Here is a 21039-nt window from a genome sequence, read left to right as displayed (position 1 = left end):
TGAAATAGAACGAGTGCGACCTTAAACTACTGACTCGGGGTGAATATTACCAATGTCCAAACCAAAAGGTTTTGAAAAACCGACCGGATTCCGCGACTATACACCACATGTAGTATCCAAGCTGCGGACGATTGAACGCAATGTACTGGAATGTATGGAACGCTGGGGTTACCGCCAGATCATCACACCAACGATTGAATATTACGACACGGTAGGTGTGGCAAGCTCTACATCGGATCGCAAATTATTTAAATTGCTAAACAGCCGGGGAACCACGCTGGTGCTCAGATCGGATCTAACGGCTCCGATTGCTCGCGTCGTTTCATCCATGCTCAAAGATGAGCAGTTGCCGCTGCGTTTATCCTATCATGCGAACGTATTTCGTTCCATTGAAGAGGAAGCTGGGCGTGAGGCTGAATTTTTCCAGACCGGCGTGGAGCTGGTTGGAGACGACTCACCTGAGGCGGATGCAGAAGTTGTTGCGCTTGCGATTGCCTCTTTGCAGGCAGCGGGCGTGTCTTCTTTTAAAATAGCGATGGGCCATATGGGATTCCTGAACGGATTACTGGAGGAAGTGATTCCAGGCCAGACAACGGAGCAGGAGCACTTGAAGGAAGGGCTGCTCGGACGTGATTATGTCGGCTATCGCCAGTCGATTGAAGCATTGAATCTGGAGCCCAAGTTGAAAGAACAGCTCGAAGCGATCCTGCGTCTGCGCGGTGGCAAGGAAGTATGCACACATGCGGTAGAGCTAAGTTCAAGCGCTGAAGCAGCACAGTCGATTGCACATCTGTGTGCAGTATTCGAAGTGTTGGAAGCGTACGGTGTATCCGAACATGTGCTGATTGATCTGACGATGATCGGTGATTTCTCCTATTATACGGGCATGACGTTTGAAGGGTATGCAGCCGAACTGGGATCTCCGGTATGTAGCGGTGGACGGTATGATAATCTGTTACAACAGTTTGGTCGTTCATTGCCAGCTACAGGATTTGCACTGAAAACGAACCGTATTATTGATGGTGTTCATGGCATTACGATTGAAGAGAAAAAACCTGTACTTATCCAATATACCCCGAAACGTCGGGCCGAGGCACTAACAGAAGCGGCAAGATTACGCAGTATGGGGCAAAATGTAGTGACACTCCTTCTTCCTGAAGACGGGGCTGGGGCAAGTGCCGTATCGGTTGAAGCAAGAACCGCTCAGGCTGAGCAGGTTATTACTTACGGATCTGAAGAAGGAGGACGCTGAAATGTCGGATATTCTGAAGGTGGCCATGCCGAAGGGCCGAATCTACAAAAAAGCCTCCAAATTGTTTCGTGAAGCGGGGCTGGATATTCCAGAAGACGTGGATGATACACGCAGATTGGTCATTGAAGTGCCGGAAGCTGGAATGGAATTCATTATGGCTAAGCCAGTAGATGTTCCAACATATGTGGAGTACGGTGTTGCCGATATCGGAATTGTTGGTAAAGACGTGCTGCTGGAGGAAGATCGGGATGTGTACGAACTGTTGAATCTGGGAATCGCTCAGTGCCGTATGTCTGTGATCGGACTTCCCGACTGGAAGCCAGGCATCCAGCAACGTGTTGCAACGAAGTATCCAAGGATTGCTTCACAGTATTTCCGGGAGCAGGGGCAACAGGTCGAGGTGATCAAGCTGAATGGTTCCATTGAGCTTGCGCCTTTAATTGGTCTGGCAGACCGGATTGTCGATCTGGTGGAGACAGGTCAGACACTGCGCGAGAACGGATTGGTGGAGATGACGGGTATTCTGGACATCACCAGCCGTCTTATCGCTAATCGGGTAAGTTATCGGATGAAAAACGCACGAATCCAGGCTTTGTGTGATGCACTTCAGCAGGTCATTCCGGCATCGAATGAGATTTCAGCGGGAAGCCTTCGGGGATAAATCACTGAGAAGCAAGAAATGCAAGGTAGCAAGGAACGAGAAATATACAAGCGGAATAACCAAAGAATGAAACGATAGAAGCAAGAAACGAGAAAAACAGATTTGAATCGGCCATATAGGATAGGCATTACAAGGGATAAGGAGGTTGTACACATGAAAATTGTACCTGCACGGGAGTTTGATCTGAAGCGGGAAGTGGAGTATGGCACGCCGGAGCAAAATGAAACGGTACGGCGTATTGTCAGCGACATTCGCCGTGAGGGTGATGCGGCACTGCTGCGTTATACGGAGCAGCTGGACCGCACGAAGCTGACGGCCGCGGAATTGCGCGTGCCGCAGGAAGAGCTGCAGGCGGCTTATGCAGCCGTGGAGCCATCCTTTGTGACGGCGATTCGGCAAGCCGCCGCCAACATTCGTGCGTTTCACGAGAAACAGAAACGAAACTCGTGGATGGATTGGCAGCCGGACGGCAGCCTGCTGGGCCAGGTCATCCGGCCGCTGAAGCGGGTCGGCGTCTATGTACCTGGCGGCAAAGCAGCGTATCCATCGTCTGTGCTGATGAATGTAATTCCGGCACAGGTGGCAGGCGTGCCGGAGATCGTTCTCGTGACGCCACCGTCTACGAACGGTGGCGAAGGTATTAACCCGTACATCCTCGTTGCTGCTGCGGAAGCAGGCGTGAGCGAGATGTACCGGGTTGGCGGCGCTCAAGCCATCGCCGCCCTTGCTTACGGCACGGAGAGTATTGCCCCGGTTGACAAGATCTGTGGACCGGGCAATATTTACGTGGCGCTCGCGAAGCGCGAGGTGTACGGTGCGGTCGATATCGACAGTATCGCCGGGCCGAGTGAGATTGTGGTGCTCGCCGATGATACGGCGAATCCGGTGTACGTCGCCGCCGACCTGTTGTCGCAGGCGGAACATGACGAGATGGCATCGGCCATTCTCGTCACGAATTCGGCCGCGCTGGCGGAAGCCGTGCAGGGCGAAGTGCAGCGGCAGCTTGAAGTGCTGCCGCGGCGTGATATCGCTGCTGCTTCGGTGGAGCAGTATGGCGCGATTATTGTGGTCGATTCCATCGATGAGGGAATCGACGTGGTGAACCGACTTGCACCGGAGCATCTGGAGATTATGGTGCAGGAGCCGATGGCTTACGCTGGCCGGATCGAGAATGCCGGAGCGATCTTCCTCGGCCCGTACAGCTCGGAGCCGGTAGGAGATTATTTTGCCGGACCAAATCACATTATTCCGACCAATGGAACTGCGCGGTTCAGTTCGCCAGTGGACGTGGACGATTTTATCAAGAAATCGAGTCTGATCTATTATAGTAAAGAAGCGCTGCTGCAGAACGGAGCGGCTATTATAGAGTTGGCCCGCCATGAGGGTCTTGAAGGGCATGCCCGTGCAATCGCTGTACGGTTAGAACAGGAAGGAAAGGCGGAATCGGACAATGGATAAGCAAAATAATGGTGTGGAACTTGAAAACAAAGGTGCAGTGCGCCAAGCAGAGGTTGACCGTAAAACAAACGAGACCAATATTCAATTGGCCTTTACTGTAGATGGCACAGGACAATCCACGATTGAAACGGATGTACCTTTCCTGAACCATATGCTGGATCTGTTCACGAAGCACGGACAATTCGACCTGAACGTACAGGCCCGTGGAGACATTGATATCGATGATCATCACACGGTTGAAGACATCGGAATCTGTCTGGGACAGACGTTGCGAGAAGCGTTGGGTGACAAACGCGGTATTAAGCGCTACGCCAGTGTTTTTGTCCCGATGGACGAGGCACTCGCTCAGGTTATTATTGATGTGAGCAACCGACCTCACTTTGAATACCGTGCAGAATACCCTTCCCAACAGGTAGGCAGTTTCTCCACGGAGCTGGTACATGAATTCCTGTGGAAATTGGCGCTGGAAGCACGGATTACGTTGCATGTCATTGTGCACTATGGTCAGAACACCCACCACATGATTGAAGCAATCTTTAAGGCACTGGGACGTGCACTGGATGAAGCAACGATGATTGATCCACGGGTAACAGGTGTGCCTTCCACGAAGGGAGTGCTGTAGACGATGGCGATTGCAATTGTCGATTACGGTATGGGTAACCTGCACAGCGTCGGCAAAGCGGTCGAACGTCTTGGCTACGAAGCGCTGGTCACGGGTGACCGGGAAGAGATTCTTGGCGCAGATGGTGTCATTCTGCCAGGCGTAGGTGCTTTTGGTGATGCAATGGTTCATCTGCGGGAGAGTGGCCTGGATACGGTGGTGAAGGAAGCTGCTGCCGGGTCCAAGCCACTGCTCGGAATCTGTCTGGGGATGCAGTTGTTGTTCAGCTCAAGTGAAGAGCATGGCGAGCATGAGGGACTGGATATTTTGCCAGGGAAAGTGGTGCGATTCGCATCAGGAGAGCTGAAGGTTCCTCATATGGGATGGAACCGTTTGGAATTCCTGCACGCGGAAAATCCGCTATTTACGGGGCTGGAGGCAGGTCACGTCTATTTTGTCCATTCCTATCATGCGCTTACTGAAAACAGAGACGATCTGCTGGCGGTAACGGATTACGGACATCCGGTGACAGCCATTGTAGGCAGAGGATCCAACTTCGGCATGCAATTCCACCCGGAGAAAAGTGGAGAGCTTGGCATGAAGCTGCTCGGCAACTTTTTGGCTCTGACAGGAGCACCTGTACAAAGGTAAAACATCAACTCTTCTTAACTATAGAAAGCGTACAAATCTAATTCATATTCAGGAGGCCTTGTATGTCATCTTTTATCCTATATCCGGCGATTGATATCCGGGACGGCAAATGTGTAAGACTGGTGCAGGGAGATTATAATCAGGAGACCGTGTATAACGATGACCCGGTTCAAGTGGCTTTATCCTGGGAGAAACAAGGCGGTACATACGTTCATCTGGTGGATCTGGATGGTGCGAAAGCAGGACATCCTGTTAACGATGAGCTGATTGGGCGGATTGCGTCGTCTGTAAACGTACCTGTTCAGGTGGGCGGTGGACTTCGTACAGTAGCGGATGTAGAGCGTTTGCTGGGTCTTGGTGTTAGTCGGCTGATCATTGGAACAGCAGCAATTGAGGATCGTGCTTTTACAGAGGAAGTACTGGGACGTTACGGGGACAAAGTGGCAATTGGTATCGATGCACGTAATGGTTACGTGGCAACTCGCGGATGGCTTGAAACATCGGAAGTACAGGCAGAGGTACTCGCGAAGGAATTGGCGGCATATGGGGCAGAAACGTTCATCTTTACGGATATTTCCCGTGATGGCATGATGCAGGGTCCTAATGTGGAAGCGATTGTGTCTCTTGCCAAGGCGAGCGGACGTACGGTTATTGCTTCCGGCGGTGTAAGTGTAATGGATGATCTGCTTCGTTTGAGTCGCCACGCGGATGATGGTGTTGGTGGAGCAATTGTGGGTAAAGCACTGTATACAGGAAGTATCGATCTGTCTGAAGCAGTACGTGCGGTCAATAAGTAAGGGATATTCGGATAGAGAGGAAGAGGTAGCATGCTGGCAAAAAGAATCATCCCCTGTCTGGACGTGAAGGACGGCCGGGTCGTCAAAGGCGTCAACTTCGTTAATCTCCGCGATGCGGGTGATCCGGTAGAGCTGGCGGCACTATATGACCGCGAGGGCGCAGACGAACTGGTGTTTCTCGATATCTCCGCTTCGGTAGAAGGGCGCGAAACGATGGAAGAAGTCGTGCGGCAGACGGCGGGCGAGATCGCTATTCCCTTTACGGTAGGTGGTGGCATCTCCAAGGTAGAGGACATGAAGCGGATTCTCCGTGCGGGAGCGGATAAAATCGCAGTGAATACAGCCGCGGTACTTAATCCGCAGTTGATTGCAGATGGTGCACGTCGCTTTGGCTCGCAGTGTATCGTGGTAGCGATCGATGCCAAGTATAACGAAGCTTGGGGCGAGTGGGAAGTCTATACCCATGGTGGACGGAAACCCTCCGGGATCAAGGCGCTGGAATGGGTTAAACAGGCTGAGAGCTTGGGCGCGGGGGAGATTCTTCTCACAAGTATGGACGCGGACGGAACAAAAGACGGCTTTGATCTGAAGCTGACGGCAGCGGTATCCGAATCTGTGCGTATTCCAGTCATCGCATCGGGCGGTGCGGGCAAGGAATCTCATTTCTATGATGTATTTACCACAGGCAAAGCGGACGCAGGGCTGGCCGCAACGATTTTCCATTACAAAGAAATCGCCGTACCGGCGTTAAAACAACATTTGAGAGAACAAGGGGTGGAGATCCGTGACTAAAGTGAGCGATGAAATCAAGGAACAGTTGTCCTTGGAACAGGTTGTGGAACACATTCGTTGGAGTGATGGTTTGGTTCCTGCCATTGTGCAGGATGTGGATACTCGGGAAGTCTTAATGATGGCTTATATGAATCGCGAATCTCTGAAGTTGTCGCTTGAATCCGGTGAAACGTGGTTCTGGTCACGCTCGCGTCAAGAGCTGTGGCACAAAGGTGCAACATCTGGTAACGTGCAGACCATTACTTCCCTGAAATATGATTGTGATGGTGATACCTTGTTGGTTGAGGTCAAACCGAACGGTCCGGCTTGCCATACAGGGGCGGTAACTTGTTTCCATAATGAAATCATTGGTTTGCCAGAGAAATCGGCAGACAAGGCTTCGGATGAATTGGGTGCGGCATCTGCTTCTGCAAATTCCGGTTCCGAAAGTCGCTTCGAGGTTTTGGCTGATCTGGAGTCCGTTATTGCAGAGCGTGAACGTGAACGCCCTGAGGGTGCATATACAACGTATCTGTTTGATAAAGGTGTAGACAAAATATTGAAAAAAATCGGTGAAGAAGCATCCGAAACGATCATCGCCGCCAAAAATAAAGATAATGACGAGCTTCGTCTGGAGGTCAGTGACCTGATGTATCACCTGCTCGTCCTGTTACAAGAGCGCAAGCTGCCGCTGGACGATATTATGTCAGAGCTGAGCCGCCGTCATGAACGGCCTCGCCGCGATTAGGAGGCGAGCTTCGTGCGTATAGATTATCACACACACCATGAGCGGTGTGGACATGCCGTTGGCAAACTGGAAGAGTATGTGCAACGTGGTGTGGAGATCGGACTATCCCAGATTGGATTGTCCGATCACATGCCCTTATTGCATGTTGATCCAGCTCAATATTATCCGGAAATGGCGATGCCTATGGATGAACTGCCGCGTTATGTGGAGGAGTGTTTCTCCCTGAAAGAACGTTATCGTGGGCAGATTGACGTACGTGTTGGTCTGGAAGGTGACTATATTGAAGGCTGGGAAACAGAGATCCGAGCGATCATTGAGCGTTATCCATGGGATTATGTGATTGGTTCCGTTCATTTCCTGGGAGAATGGGACATTACGGATTTCCGCCAGACCCATCACTGGGAGGGCAAAGACATCCTTGAAGTATATCGTCAGTACTATGATGCCGTAAGCAAGGCAGCTGCGACGGGCATGTATGATATTATGGGCCATACGGATGTCATTAAACGGTTTGGCTATGTTCCTTCAGAGGAGCAAACAGAAGAACGTATCTCACTGGAGAACGCAGCACTACAGGCTATTGCCAAAAGTGGCTGCGCCATGGAACTGAATGCTTCCGGGTTATCGAAGCCTTGCGCCGAGATGTTCCCTAGTCGCAGAATGCTGACGGAAGCCATTCGCATGGGCATTCCATTAACCACGGGCTCTGATGCACATGACCCAATGAAGCTGGGCGATTATCTGCCTGAAGCTGAAGCACTTTTGCATGAGTTGGGCTGTACGGAAGTCGCTGTTTTTGAAGGCCGTCATCGCTCGTTCATTCCTTTAAATGTATAAGCCAGTAGAGTATAATGAGGGTAGGAAATAACCTTTTAGCTAAGGGATTATATAGGGACTTCAACCCTCGGGAGGGCATTATGCAGCATTCGTTACGTATTTTTTCCGGTTCATCGAACCCTAAGCTGGCAGAACAGGTATGTGACAAGCTGGGTGTACAACTGGGCAAGATCAAGCTGTCCAGGTTCAAGAGCGGAGAAATATACGTTCATTATGAAGAAACGATCCGTAATTGTGATGTGTTTCTAGTACAGTCGTTGTCTCATCCGATTAATGAGCTGTTTGTTGAGCTGCTTGTGATGATTGATGCCGCAAAGAGGGCTTCAGCGCGCACTGTGAACATCATTGTTCCGTATTACGGCTATGCTCGTCAAGAGCGCAAATCCGCACCACGGGAACCGATCTCGGCCAAGATGGTAGCAGATGTATTAACGACAGCTGGCGCCAATCGAGTGGTAACAATCGACCTGCACGCAGCGGCCATTCAGGGATTCTTCAACATTCCGGTTGACCATATGACATCACTGGATCTGATTAGTGATTATCTGTTAAGCAAAGGAATCGAGAACCCTGTTGTCGTCTCCCCGGATGCGGGACGAGCATCGATGGCAGAGAAGCTGGCGAACCGTCTGGATTCTCCATTTGCCATTATGATCAAGAAACGTCCAAGCCATAATGAATCGGTTATTACCCATGTCATTGGTGATGTAGAAGGACGGACACCTATTATTATTGAGGATCTGATCGACACCGGAACAACCATTCTGAATGTGGTGGAAGGGTTGAAGGAACGCGGGGCCAAAAATGTATATGTATGTGCAACACACGGATTGTTCTCAGATGGGGCAGTAAGTAAATTGAATCACCCGTCAATTGAAGAGGTGGTAGTTACGGACTCGATCGCACTGCCAGATGACCACCCTGAATGCTTCAAAGTGTTACCTGTTGCGCCAATGCTGGCTCGCGCCGTACGCATTATTGTGGATGGTGGCTCCATGGCCACATTGTTTAAGGATTCTGGCATTTAGAGCATCGAGGATATAACGGTGTGCTGCCAGATGAACTGTTCCGTGTCTGAGTTGTTGTCTGCTCAGCACGGTTTTTTTTGTTTTGGCTCTTGGAATTCAATTCTTGCATTGCTGCTCAGAGGCTTGTGCTATAATAACATAAAATCAGTTATGATAGCGTTATCATATAGTATTCAGCCCCTAAGTTGAGTTGGATGCTGAACAGTAGAACCACGGCTGAGAACATTGGCATCGTGGAGTGAGGAGTGGGGTCTATTGTCTCGTAATTGGTACTACCGGTTATTGTTCTCGTATTTCCCTATTTTTTTTCTTACGGTGACCATACTCATTTTCATCGCGTTTGTTTTCATCAATGACATCTCTAAAGAGGAAACTAAAAAAGCAGACCGGATCTCCTCTAGTTATATGATAGACACGGTGGATCGCACAATCAGGGATATTGAACTATCCATCCTGGAAACGGTACAGAGTCAGCAGGCATACAAACTCTATTTTAATAACACAAATCTGACCAGCTCGGACACGGTATATGCAATTGCGCAGAATTTACGTGAGTTAACCAATTCGTCCTCATGGATCCAATCCATCTATTTATATGACAAGCGAAATAAACATGTTCTTACCGTAAGTGGTTCCAGAGAAGCGGAAGGTTACTCGGATCAGGCATGGATTGATCAGATGGCTACCGGGTCTATCGGTTCAGGCTGGCAGCCAGTCCGGGAATTCGATGCGGATTCTGTTCAACGTACCCCGACTCGCGTATTAACCGTGAACAAGGAAATGCCTTTGCCTTTTGGCTCTCAGGGCACATTGGTCATTAATATCAAGATGAGCAGCATTGAACAGAGCGTAGATAGTATGGTTAATGGTCAGCTCTCATTCCTGACGATTACGGATCGGGACGGTAAGGTTGTGTACAATGCACACTCGGACCAAGAGGGATCGATAGACGGTCAGGAACTGAATATGTTACCACTAGAAAGACTGGGATGGACAATATCCAGTGGAATTAAGGCCGGCAATTTATTTGGCTGGGTATCTGTCATATCTTATGTATGGGTAATCATTGCTATTGTGACTGTCATCTGTGCGATTGTATATATCGTGTATATTACTCGCCGTAACTATAAACCCATTCAGATCATCATGAACCGGATTGAGTCTCATCAGATTCGGGCGTTTGAACACTCAGGTGCTCGCACGGATGAGATGAAGATGATTGATGGTGTGCTTGAGAATCTGATTAATCATATGATGGATTATGACAAGAAAAGCAGGGAAAATGTACTCATGCAGCGCAGCAAGTTGTTCAATGCCCTGTTGCATGGTGAACACATGGAAAATGTAGCAGAACAATTAAAAGAGCTCTCTCCACTGAATGACGTGTATGACTCGTCGCGTTTTGTCGTTGTTGTTGGAGAGATTAACCGTTATGAGAAGGGGTTTCAGGAGAGGTACACGAGAGGTGAACAAAATACGCTGAAGTTTGCCTTGATGAACGTTTTGCAAGAGCTGTCACGTAATACGGGAGTCCAATGCTGGACGGAATGGATTAGTGTGGATCGAATTGCAATCCTTTTTGTGTTCAAAGAACAGAATGATAACAACTTGGATATGTCTGGGCAGATTCGTGTTGTAGCTGAGGAATGCAAATCTTGGGTAGAACAAAATCTACGCATTTCTTTAAGCTTTGGCATTGGACCTATTGCTCAGGGAATCGGTGCAATACGAGATTCCTATGCGGCCGCAGAAGCGGTAATGCAACGCAAACTTTTGATGAATGGAGATGTCGGACAAGCCGATTGCGGTGAACCACAGCATCCTTTGCTGGATACCTATACCTATCTGCAGATGATTGCGGACTTTGTTAAGCGATTCCGGATGTCGAGTGGACAGTGGCGGGAACAGTTGGAGGAGATCTTTACAGCGTTTGAACAGAACAAACTGCCGGATGATGAGATTCGTTCTCTGATTCAGGCCATGTTACAGATGCTCAGCCGAGAGGTGGCCATGATGTCGGAAGGACTCCAGGAAGAGCTGTCCGAAGAAAACATCAACAGATGGTTGAGTGCTGTGGAAGAGGCAGAGACGCTTACGGATGTGAAAAGTCTTTTGTTTGATGGTCTGACGGACTTGTTCAGAACGTATGTAGCGGTAACGGAAACCAAGAGCTACAAAGCCATGGTCAACGAAATGAAAAATTATATCGAAGAACAGTTTGCAAATCCTGATCTTTCATTGAAACATCTGAGCGATCGATTCCAGATTACGGGCAAACATGCGAGTTATTTGTTCAAGACCGAATTCAACATGAAGTTTGTTGATTTTGTTACAGAGCTTCGCATGAAGGAGACGGAGCAGCTTCTGCTCAATACCGATTACTCTTTGCAGGATATTGCCCTGAAGGTTGGGTATGCAAATGGAATTACGTTGGGACGTGTATTTAAGCGGGTAACGGGTATTACACCAGGAGATTATCGTCGTTTGAAACGAGAACATCGAGAACCCGAAGAGTAACGCAAAAGTGATCATATTCTGAGATCTGTACATCAGGATAACATAGGGTGAATTTCATGCAGTCACTTTCCACTTAGGAGAGCAGGCTTGCAGAGGTTCGCCCTGTTTTCGTTGAACAGTTCTCTGCTGCCCGAGATCGTGTGCAACTGTTTTCGCAGGATAACAAGCGTATATTCCTGTTTTTTCTCCGTTTACGAATATAGGCAGTGTGTGAAAATGGTTTATCCGAATTGGGGCAGGCAGTTCCGAGTCGTGAGACGTTGAGAGCCATCTTAGCCTAGTGCAGTGCAGCTTTGGGAAAATAATCAGTCTGCGAAAATGGGCTTAGCACATAAACTAAATTCCGTTTGTAAGCGCTTCCGAAACTGGTTTATTGCTAGAGTTCGGGAAGATGTGGAATACTCGGAGCAAGCCTTAAACATTCACGCAAAGTAAAAGGGGATGACAAAATGATTGGAAAAGCAACCAAGGGGAGTAAGAAGAAATGGATGGGTCTGGCACTTACGATGGTAATGGGGGTGTCCTTACTTGCGGGGTGCTCGTCTGCATCAGAAAAAGAATCAGCAGAAGGCGGGGCAACATCTAATGGTGAGCGTGTTACTTTGAAAGTAGAGGTTTTCGATCGTGGTAACAGTCCTTCTCCACATACGATCACTAACAACTACTTAACTAAATTTGTTCAAGAGAAATTCGGCGATCCGAATAACATTGATGTGCAATTCGTACCTGTTCAACGTTCAGAAGAAACAACCAAGCTCAACGTGTTGATGGCCAGCCCCAGCGACGTTCCAGATATTGTGTTTGTATACGACTCCAGTGTGTTCTACCGTTATGCTCAGCAAGGTGGTCTAACTGAAGTAGGTGAACTTCTTAATGAACATGCACCTAACTTAAAAGAATATCTCGGCGAAGACCTGTTGAAATTTGGTCAGCTTGAAGGTCAGCAATTCGCTATTCCGGGTAAGCGTGCCATTACTTCCCGCTACAATTCTTATATCCGCCAGGATTGGCTCGACAAAGTTGGAATGAAGGCTCCAACGACAACGGATGAGCTTTACGAAACGCTGAAAGCATTTAAAGAGAAAGATCCGGGTAATCTGGGCAGCAAAAACATCCCAATGGGTATGGCACTTGCCCCAGCCCAGTACGAGACATTGATTTACTCATTTATTAAACCCGTACAAGACGGACTTACGTACAGTCAGCGTTACGAGCTACCATTGCATGATGGCTTCAAAGATGCGATGCAGTTCCTTAACAAGCTTTACAATGAAGGTCTGATCAGCAAAGACTTCAGTCTTGATGAAGAAAAAACGCAATTGGTCAAAGACTTCCAGAACGGTAATATCGGCTACATGTCTGAGGACGTAGGTCAGATTCTGTATGCAGATGGTATGCTTGATAATTTGTACAAAAATGTACCGGATAGCAAAGTTGTAGCAGTTGACGCTTACACCAACTCGAATGTGGACAATAAACACATCAAATCACGCTATGGTAGCAACGGTATGTACATCATGATTCCAAAAAGCAGCAAACGTTCGGTTGAAGCAGTGAAATACCTAGACTGGATGGCTTCTGGAACGAACTTGCTAGAGATAAACACCGGTGTCGAAGGTGAAAATTACGATATGGTTGATGGTGTTCCAGTTGTTAAAGATGATGCACCACAGGATGTCAAAGATCGTATCTACAACGGTGGTGACATGGCCATTATTGCCAACGGTAAAGTTGTTGGAGATCAGGCAGCCAATGAAGCCGCATGGATTGCAGGCTTCCCAGAACGTAACCAAGAGCTGATGAGACAGTCCATTGATATCGCTAATACGGATACGATTGGCCCGGTTATCTTCAGCAAACCAATTGAAGCAGAATCTAAATATGGTACAGCGCTAAATGATAAGTTGAAAGTGCTTATTGTGAAAACTGCGATGGCTAAACCGGCAGACTTCGAAGCTGTATATGAAAAAGAAATGAATGATTTCATGTCACTGGGTGGAACAGAACTGAAGAAAGAACTTGAAGCAGCACTTCAGTAAGCGTTAAACAGATTCATCTTGTGATTACTAAATCAATATGTAATTTACCGCATAACTTTGGAAGGAACGTGTGCCGCCAGTATGGCGGCACAGCCGTTTCTCTGTTGATAGGAGGAAACCGACTTGACCATCACATACTTGAAAAGGTATTGGCAATTATATGCGCTCATCTCACTGCCTCTGATCTACTTCTTGATCTTTCGTTACGGCCCAATGTACGGGGTTCAGATCGCTTTTAAGGATTTCAACTTGTTTCAGGGCATCAACGGGAGTGAGTGGATCGGTTTCGATGCTTTCCGTGAAGTATTTGGAATGAGGGACTTCTACACCACATTGCGAAACACCTTCATGCTAAATTTCCTCGACCTGCTTGTTTCGTTCCCTGCTCCAATTTTATTGGCCATCATGCTCTATGAAGTTCGATTCAAATGGTTCAAAAAAATATCGCAAACGATTCTGTACATTCCTCACTTTATCTCCTGGGTTATCATCGGGGGAATTGTATACCAATTGTTTGGCAATCAATCCGGTATGGTTAACGGTGTGTTGGAAAGTATGGGCTTAAATTCAATACCATTTTTGACTGAGAAAAACCCATGGCTTGTGACGTATTTGTTCACAGGTGTCTGGCAGAGTGCGGGATGGGGAACCATTCTATATCTGGCTGCATTAACCGGGGTGAACAAAGAATTGTTTGAGGCTGCTGAGATTGACGGAGCTTCAAGACTGAAGAGAATCTGGCATATAACATTGCCAAGTATTAAACCAACCATTGTGACCTTGCTTATTCTTAATCTCGGACATATGGTCAGCATCGGTTTTGATCGGCCTTATATTATCGGTAACACAGCCGTACGTGAATATTCAGATGTACTTAGTACTTTTGTATACAGGGTCGGCCTTGAATCAGGACAATACACGCTGGCAACTGTCGTAGGACTATTCCAGGCTGTTGTAGGGCTAATCTTTGTACTTGGTTCAAACTATATTTCCAAAAAGGCAACCGGCGAAGGGATTTTATAAGTTATCAAAGGCATGAAAGATACGCCAATCGGCTTGTATGTATAGACCATCAGTAAAGGAGCTGTGCGCATATGAGTGAACGCACCTCAAATCGGATTTTTGATATCGTTAATATCTCCTTTATCAGTTTGTTTGTTATATTCTGTCTGGCTCCATTTTTGCACACCATTGCGATATCTCTAAGTTCTAACCGGGCTATTACTTCGGGAGAAGTGACCATCTTTCCTAAAGAATTTAACTGGGATTCGTATATTCAAGTATTCTCTGATCAATCCATGCTATATTCACTGGGCTTTACGACTATTCTGACAGTGGCAACCACAGTGTTGTGCATGTTATTCACGCTGGCTGCTGCATATCCGTTAACCAAGAAAAAATTGAAAGGGCGCAAGCTCTTCATGTATGTCATCATCATTACGATGTTCTTCAGTGGCGGGATGATTCCCGAGTATTTGCTCATTCGTGATCTCAATATGCTTAATTCAGTGTGGGCACTGATTCTGCCTGGACTGGTCAGTCCTTTTAACCTGATTATCCTGATCTCATTTTTCAGAGGCATTCCTGAAAGTCTGGAAGAATCAGCAGAAATTGACGGTAGTTCACATGTACACACGCTATTCAAAATCATACTGCCATTATCCATGCCAGTACTGGCTACATTAGCTCTATTCTATGCGGTTGGTCGCTGGAATGGATTCCAGGATTCACTGTTGTATATTAATGATCCCAAGTTGTATCCACTACAACTGAAGCTCTTCCAAATGGTTCAAAACAACATGGTGAGTGAGCTTACATTGATGGAAGGTGCTAACCGTACACCACTGACTCCGGAAAGTCTCAAGGCAGCCACAGTTGTATTCGCAACTGTACCCATTCTGCTGGTCTATCCGTGGCTGCAAAAGTATTTTGTCAGCGGTGCCATGCTTGGCGCAGTAAAAGGTTGATATAAATAACCGGTTAAGCTCCAGCCAATGGGAAGGAGAAGGAAAACAGATGCAGCACATAGATAAGGGGACATATTCGTTCTCGACATGTTGGAACATCAGGAAACATGATGTCGGGGAAGCTATGATTCGGGAGATTGCGGATCTAGGCTTTCGTCGGGTGGAGCTAAATTACAATGTAACGAAAGAAATGCTCAAAACGATTGAGCCGATGATCGAGCGCGGGGAGATCAGGGTGTCCAGTGTGCACAATACATTCCCTCATGACCCTGATCCCGATTATGGAACGGATTCCATCCTGCTCGGCTTCGAAGATGAAGTGAAACGCAAACGGGCGATCGAATTATTGGTAGAGTCGGCTGAATATGCCCAGCGTTATGGGGGAGAAGCTGTTGTTGTGCACCCCGGAGAGGTGCCTTTTCCTGAAGATATCAGCAAAGACCTTGGAAAGATCTATAACGAGGAAGGTCCGGACTCACCGAAGTATCGCAGCAAATGGGCTGAATTGATGGAGCGGCGGGAAGCCCTCAGTTCAGGGTATGTGGAGAAAATTATCGCCAGTCTGGATGAGGTATGCAATCGGGCGGCAGCTAAAGGTCTGGATGTTCGTTTTGGCATCGAGACAAGATCGAGACCACAACAGATTCCTACCCTTGCCGAAGCCAAGACTATCATCACAGCTCTCAAAGGAGCTCCGGTTGGTATCTGGTACGATACAGGTCATGCCATCATGATGGACCGAATGGGCCTTTATGACAGTGTGGGAGAAATGCAAGGCCTGATGGATGATATCGTAGGGGTCCATATCCATGAGACACGTGGTCTCTCTGACCACTGGTGCCCGTATGTACACAGTAAGGATATGGACTTCTATGATGCCTATCTGCCGATGATTCGCCGCGCACAGGTGAAGGTATATGAGTTGAAGTCTGCCTGTAAGGCAGAAGAGATCCATGAGAGTCATGACTTGCTTATGAAGAAGCTTGGAGTGACAGAGTAGGCGCAGTGATGTGGAAAACAGTTTGCATGTTCACAGCATGTGTTTAACGACTGTTTTCTCAGTGACAGTGACCCATAAATAATGTAGTAAAACAAGCGCAGATTTTCTAGCGACTTATGTAGAAATATGGTATATACTGACGAAAAAAATGAACTCACCTACGGGCGGTATGAGTAAGCTTCCGTTCTGAATTGAAGGGCTGAAGCAACATACTCCGCACATCGGGAGAATGCATTGGTATGGAGGGGACTGCACATGTACAAACAACTGGTGGACAGTAATGACAGAGCGGTAGAACGAGGCATATCCCGGCAGATGCTTGACCCGGAAAGCCGTTACTATGGAGGGACCATCGATCCCTATACAGGTGTTGCCTGGGTTAACCATACGACTGGAACGCCCACGGATATGTGTTACTGGGGCGCAGCGATCTCCAATCCCGACTCCATCTATTACCGGGATGAGGCGTTGTTAAATCGACTGCTGTTAGCTACGGAATATGTACTTCGCTTCCAGCATGAAGACGGTTCAATATCGCCAGGCTGGACTAATTACCATTCCCCTCCCGATACTGCATTTGTTGTTGTGGGGTACTCACAGCTGTATCAGCTTCTTCTGCAGCAACAATGGGAGCCATTACAACCTGTATTGAACAATATGAAGCTATTTCTGGAACGGACAATCCCAACCATGCTCACAGGAGGTTGTCATACGCCTAATCATCGCTGGGTGTTATGCGCGGCGCTCGGTTTCTTGCATGAAATTTTTGGTGTGGAGGAAGCTGTGCAGCGCGCAGAGCAGTGGCTGGCGGAGGGCATGGACATTACACCCGATGGGGAGTGGACCGAACGAAGCAACGGAATCTATAATGCGGTAAGCGACATTATGCTCATTCATGCGGCTCGTCTGCTCAATCGTCCAGAGTTGCTGGAGCCGGTGCGTCTAAATCTACGTATGATGGTGTATCTGGTGCATCCCACGGGTGAGATTGTAACAGATTATTCTGGTCGGCAGGATCTGGGGAGTATCCATGATTTGTCGTCGTACTATCTCCCATATGCGATCTTGGCGAAGATGGATGGTGACTCCATTTTTGCGGGCATGGCAACATGGGCAGATAGCACATTAACGGATCCGGGCGTATGCTCGGTCAACGCTCTCGTTAGATTGTTGCTGGAACCTGATCTTCAACAAACCAGTGGTACGAAGGAGTCGCTCCCGGAAAATTACGAGATGATACTGAATGAACACTTTGCACGCGAGCAGTATCTGGGGCAGATGGATTCGACTGGACATCATGGACGAATCTCTCACAGTCGGATGCACACGGACTTTGGTGCTCCTGTGGCCCGAATCCGTAATGGTGAGACAAGCGTAACCGTAATGACAGAAGTGCCGCCTTTCTTTGCACTCCGACATGGTCAGGTGCGTCTGCTTGCTGTGCAATTGGCTTCTTATTTTAATCCGGGGTATATACCCATGCAAAATATGACCAAGCTGCCCGAGGGATATCAACTGACGGGTGAACAGAAGAAAGGATACTACGGTCCGATTCCTACAGAACTTTTGCCGGAATCTGCTGCATCAGCCATAAGTCCGTGGTACTTGTTACCCCATCAGAGTCGTCAACTTACTCATGAGCAGACACTCCGTGTAGGGGCAGAAGTGCTGCATACGGAAAATGGCTGGAAGATGCATCTCACTGGGAATGAACCGGATGATACGATGATGCAATTGTCCTTTGTGTTTGGAAGTGAAGGTGAGCTTACCTGTGAGGATGCGATTGAAACGAGTGAGGGTCACTTCTTGTGGAAAGGCGGTATCTTACGTTATACCTGCGGAGAAGACTGGCTGGAGATTACCGGGGGCGAACTCGGACATCTGGCGGCAACGGTTCGTGAGGCAAAACTGCCGGACAAATGCAAGGTTGTGCTGGTCAATTTCATGACGCCGTTTGATAAAACCATTCATATCTCACTTTCGCCTTCGATGGCGTTGAAGAACTAAATCAATTCTTTAAGCCATGACCGTTAAAAGACCGAACCCTTGGGCTCGGTCTTTTTCATTTAAGAATGAATGCAATAAATGTTCTAAAATGATATCCCCACTGTTGAACTCAGTCCAGTAATATATGAACTATTATCATTCCAGTTGCTCTAACGCCGTTTCGATTGGTTTGGTGAACAGAGGATTATCTTTGGTATTGCTCCAGTAGACGATAAGTACATTTCCTTTCTCATATATAAAAGGGAACGTTGTGAAATGGGCATTTTCCATGTGCTTATTGAATTCTTTGGTCCCATTAACGCGATCCTTATCAGAATTGAAAATATAAAAATGTATAAATTCAGGGTTATACGGATCTTCTTTCCCTGACGCTTCAATTGAGTACAGTTCAGGTATAACATCATTTAATTTCAAAGGATACCCGGTTATACCAAAGGACACTAAATTCAAGTTTTGAGACTCGAGCACTTTCAGCGCATCATCTAATGTGAATTTATTTTCTTTGTTTTCTATATCTTTGGAACATCCATTCAGAGCAAACAAGCATATCAAGATGAATACAAGTGGTTTTATTTTTAAGATTACCAATATAACAACTCCTTAAAATAATAATGATGTGCTAGGACGGGTTCTCATAGAATAAACAACGCTCCAAGGTGATAGGTTTCCGCAAAATGGAATATCATCTTCTTTTGCATTTTTTTCATAAACGACATGAAACTACATATTGAGAAGTGGGCCTTAAGATGTGGTATACTGAAGAGTATGAATGAAATGCAAAGAGGAGGTGCCTTGGAAGATGAAGGGCAAGCTAGTGCGGGCTGAGGGACACCTTGCCAATATTATACCGATTCACTTGGATGCTTCTTTCTTCTTTGAAAGAGCTGTCCGCTCGCTGGACCGAAATCATGTCGACAAGGCATTAAAATATTTTCGCAAAGCTGTTGAATACGAACCGGAAAATCCGGTAAATCATTGTAATATGGCGGGTATATTATCGGAGAAGGGGGATTACGAAGCCTCCAATGCCATTCTGGCTAACGTGCTGGAAGTGGTAGATCCGTCGATGACGGAATGTTATTTCTATATGGCGAACAATTATGCAAATATGGATCGGTTTGAGGAAGCCGAGCAAGCACTTGTTACCTATCTGGAGGAGGACACCCAAGGTCAGTTCATGACGGAAGCCGAAGAGATGATGGAGCTTCTGTACTATGAGCTGGATCGTCCGACCAAACTGAATCGAATCAAATCACGCAAAGGTGTAGTGGAGCACGATCAGGCACGGGAACTGCTGGAAGAAGGAAAATTTGCACAGGCTGCTGAATTGCTCGAAGGCATGTCTTCTGATTATCCTGATTACTTGGCTGCCCGTAACAATCTGGCACTCGCCTATTATTATATGGGGCTGTTTCCCAAAGCAAAAGAGACCATTGCTGAAGTGCTTGAACAGGAACCAGGTAATCTGCATGCACTCTGTAATTTGGCCATTTTCCATCAAAATGAGAACCGGGCTGATCAAGTTCTGCTTTTGATCAAAAAATTGCGTGTCATCGTGCCATTCCAGCACGAACAAGTCTACAAACTGGCTACAACGATGGGAATTCTGGGTCAGCACGATACGGCCTATGTTCATTTCCGGCGTTTGCTCAAGGATGAAGAGACGGCTGGTGATCCGGCACTTGCTCACTATGCAGCAGTAGCAGCTTATAATACAGAGCGTTATGACGCCGCTGAGCGTTTATGGCATCATGTGTCCAAGCTTGATCCGGGTTCGGAAGTATCTCGATACTATCTGTCAGGTCTTGAGGCTGTACGGCAAGGCGAGCAAGAGCCTGAGAAGCTGAGTTATCACTATCATCTGCCATTTGATGAGCAGTTCAGACAGTGGGAGAACTATGGTAGCGGCATACCTGAAGAAATGAAGAATGATCCACTGATTCGTTCATCGTTCTTCTGGGCTTTGCGTCATGGTGATCGGGCAACGAAGCTGCAGGTTATTCATGCGCTTGGAATGATCGGCGATTATGAGGTGCAGCAGGCTCTGCAATCCTTTATTGAAGAGACTGGAGAAGAACAGGATCTGCTTGAGGCAGCACAAGGTGTGCTGAACGGATTGAAATCGGCTGAACATGAGGATCGAAATTCTCAGGTGGTTCGACCCTTTTCTCCTGTAGCCTTGAAGTCTATTGGGAAGGTTCCATCCACATCAGAGCAATCGGACACTGGTTCAACCTCCCATTGGCAGGCTGTTGTTGATCGTGCGTTACAGATGTCTGAAGCAAAGGCTGAGTTGCAGCAAGAGATGGAACGGCTCTGGACGGATTATGTATCCCGGGTACATCCGGAGGTTCCAGGTACGAAGCAGATTGAGGGTTGGGCTGCAGGACTTGAATATTTGGCAGCGAAGAATCACAGTCGGCCCGTTACCTATCAAAGCATTGCTGAGCGGTATGGGATATCGGCATCAACGGTTAGCAAGTATGCTAAACAGATTCATTCGGTATGTAACAGCAAGCCACCACTTGTATAGATAAAGTTCGCTTTAACTCGTTTTCAGAAAGACATCATCAGGTGAAGGATACAACAACCGGGAAAACGGGTAAACTTAACGAATGGGCCTCGTAAACGCCTGTAGGATATCATCTTGGCAAGTTCATCGCTAGTACAACACATTCTCACCTTAATTAAGGAGGCTGTATCTA

18 protein-coding genes are annotated in these 21039 nt (G+C 47.5%); 17 read left to right on the top strand and 1 reads right to left on the bottom strand.

What is annotated here, in order from left to right; genetic code table 11:
- Positions 1 to 52: 52 nt before the first annotated feature.
- The 16 genes from IFU39_RS28950 (at position 53) to IFU39_RS28875 (ending at position 18334) form a co-directional block, all read left to right on the top strand.
- A complete protein-coding gene (locus IFU39_RS28950; RefSeq protein WP_192136233.1) occupies positions 53 to 1252 on the top strand; it encodes an ATP phosphoribosyltransferase regulatory subunit in 1200 nt (399 codons plus the stop codon).
- A 1-nt stretch (position 1253) separates the two neighbouring features.
- Complete coding sequence (gene hisG / locus IFU39_RS28945) at positions 1254 to 1913, top strand: ATP phosphoribosyltransferase (protein WP_091012003.1); 660 nt, start codon at positions 1254 to 1256, stop codon at positions 1911 to 1913.
- Between the two features lie 153 nt (positions 1914 to 2066).
- Positions 2067 to 3371, top strand: coding sequence for a histidinol dehydrogenase (gene hisD, locus IFU39_RS28940; protein ID WP_105602316.1), 1305 nt, complete (start codon positions 2067 to 2069; stop codon positions 3369 to 3371).
- Positions 3364 to 3993 carry an imidazoleglycerol-phosphate dehydratase HisB gene (hisB, locus tag IFU39_RS28935; RefSeq protein ID WP_197997954.1) on the top strand — a complete coding sequence of 210 codons (630 nt, stop codon included), beginning with the start codon at positions 3364 to 3366 and terminating at the stop codon, positions 3991 to 3993. The genes hisD and hisB overlap by 8 nt, the downstream gene beginning before the upstream one ends.
- Before the next feature lie 3 nt (positions 3994 to 3996).
- Positions 3997 to 4623, top strand: a complete 627-nt coding sequence (gene hisH, locus IFU39_RS28930) for an imidazole glycerol phosphate synthase subunit HisH (RefSeq protein WP_192136232.1) — start codon at positions 3997 to 3999, stop codon at positions 4621 to 4623.
- A gap of 62 nt (positions 4624 to 4685) precedes the next feature.
- Positions 4686 to 5420: a 1-(5-phosphoribosyl)-5-[(5-phosphoribosylamino)methylideneamino]imidazole-4-carboxamide isomerase gene (gene hisA / locus IFU39_RS28925; protein ID WP_091012008.1), complete on the top strand. Its 735-nt coding sequence runs from the start codon at positions 4686 to 4688 to the stop codon at positions 5418 to 5420.
- 30 nt (positions 5421 to 5450) lie between these two features.
- Entirely contained in the window at positions 5451 to 6212 is a 762-nt protein-coding gene (hisF, locus tag IFU39_RS28920) for an imidazole glycerol phosphate synthase subunit HisF (RefSeq protein WP_017691268.1), read from the top strand.
- Positions 6205 to 6939 carry a bifunctional phosphoribosyl-AMP cyclohydrolase/phosphoribosyl-ATP diphosphatase HisIE gene (hisIE, locus tag IFU39_RS28915; RefSeq protein ID WP_446740357.1) on the top strand — a complete coding sequence of 245 codons (735 nt, stop codon included), beginning with the start codon at positions 6205 to 6207 and terminating at the stop codon, positions 6937 to 6939. Before hisF ends, hisIE begins: the two co-directional genes overlap by 8 nt.
- A 12-nt stretch (positions 6940 to 6951) precedes the next feature.
- Positions 6952 to 7776 carry a histidinol-phosphatase HisJ gene (gene hisJ, locus IFU39_RS28910; protein ID WP_192136231.1) on the top strand — a complete coding sequence of 275 codons (825 nt, stop codon included), beginning with the start codon at positions 6952 to 6954 and terminating at the stop codon, positions 7774 to 7776.
- 80 nt (positions 7777 to 7856) lie between these two features.
- The gene (locus tag IFU39_RS28905) at positions 7857 to 8804 is read left to right on the top strand and encodes a ribose-phosphate diphosphokinase (protein ID WP_192136230.1); all 948 of its coding nucleotides are present in this window, start codon (positions 7857 to 7859) and stop codon (positions 8802 to 8804) included.
- Between the two features lie 255 nt (positions 8805 to 9059).
- The gene (locus tag IFU39_RS28900) at positions 9060 to 11321 is read left to right on the top strand and encodes a helix-turn-helix domain-containing protein (RefSeq protein WP_192136229.1); all 2262 of its coding nucleotides are present in this window, start codon (positions 9060 to 9062) and stop codon (positions 11319 to 11321) included.
- A gap of 449 nt (positions 11322 to 11770) precedes the next feature.
- Positions 11771 to 13360, top strand: coding sequence for an extracellular solute-binding protein (locus IFU39_RS28895; RefSeq protein WP_192136228.1), 1590 nt, complete (start codon positions 11771 to 11773; stop codon positions 13358 to 13360).
- Between the two features lie 123 nt (positions 13361 to 13483).
- Entirely contained in the window at positions 13484 to 14383 is a 900-nt protein-coding gene (locus IFU39_RS28890) for an ABC transporter permease (protein ID WP_124118325.1), read from the top strand.
- Positions 14384 to 14454: 71 nt separating this feature from the next.
- Positions 14455 to 15327, top strand: a complete 873-nt coding sequence (locus IFU39_RS28885) for a carbohydrate ABC transporter permease (RefSeq protein WP_192136227.1) — start codon at positions 14455 to 14457, stop codon at positions 15325 to 15327.
- Between the two features lie 49 nt (positions 15328 to 15376).
- Positions 15377 to 16327, top strand: coding sequence for a sugar phosphate isomerase/epimerase family protein (locus IFU39_RS28880; protein ID WP_192136226.1), 951 nt, complete (start codon positions 15377 to 15379; stop codon positions 16325 to 16327).
- Between the two features lie 255 nt (positions 16328 to 16582).
- Positions 16583 to 18334 (top strand): hypothetical protein, encoded by a 1752-nt coding sequence (locus IFU39_RS28875; protein ID WP_192136225.1) that lies wholly within the window; start codon positions 16583 to 16585, stop codon positions 18332 to 18334.
- Positions 18335 to 18469: 135 nt separating this feature from the next.
- Here IFU39_RS28875 and IFU39_RS28870 read toward each other — a convergent pair whose 3' ends face one another.
- A complete protein-coding gene (locus tag IFU39_RS28870; protein ID WP_192136224.1) occupies positions 18470 to 18922 on the bottom strand; it encodes a hypothetical protein in 453 nt (150 codons plus the stop codon).
- 211 nt (positions 18923 to 19133) lie between these two features.
- On the opposite strand from IFU39_RS28870, the gene IFU39_RS28865 reads away from it, so the two are divergent.
- Positions 19134 to 20867, top strand: coding sequence for a tetratricopeptide repeat protein (locus IFU39_RS28865; RefSeq protein WP_091012022.1), 1734 nt, complete (start codon positions 19134 to 19136; stop codon positions 20865 to 20867).
- Positions 20868 to 21039: the final 172 nt, after the last annotated feature.

The organism is Paenibacillus sp. CFBP 13594 (genome assembly GCF_014842675.1).
Lineage (GTDB): Bacteria > Bacillota > Bacilli > Paenibacillales > Paenibacillaceae > Paenibacillus > Paenibacillus amylolyticus_B.
The sequence above is the reverse complement of the archived record's forward strand: the minus strand, read 5'-3'. Positions and strand labels throughout refer to the sequence as shown.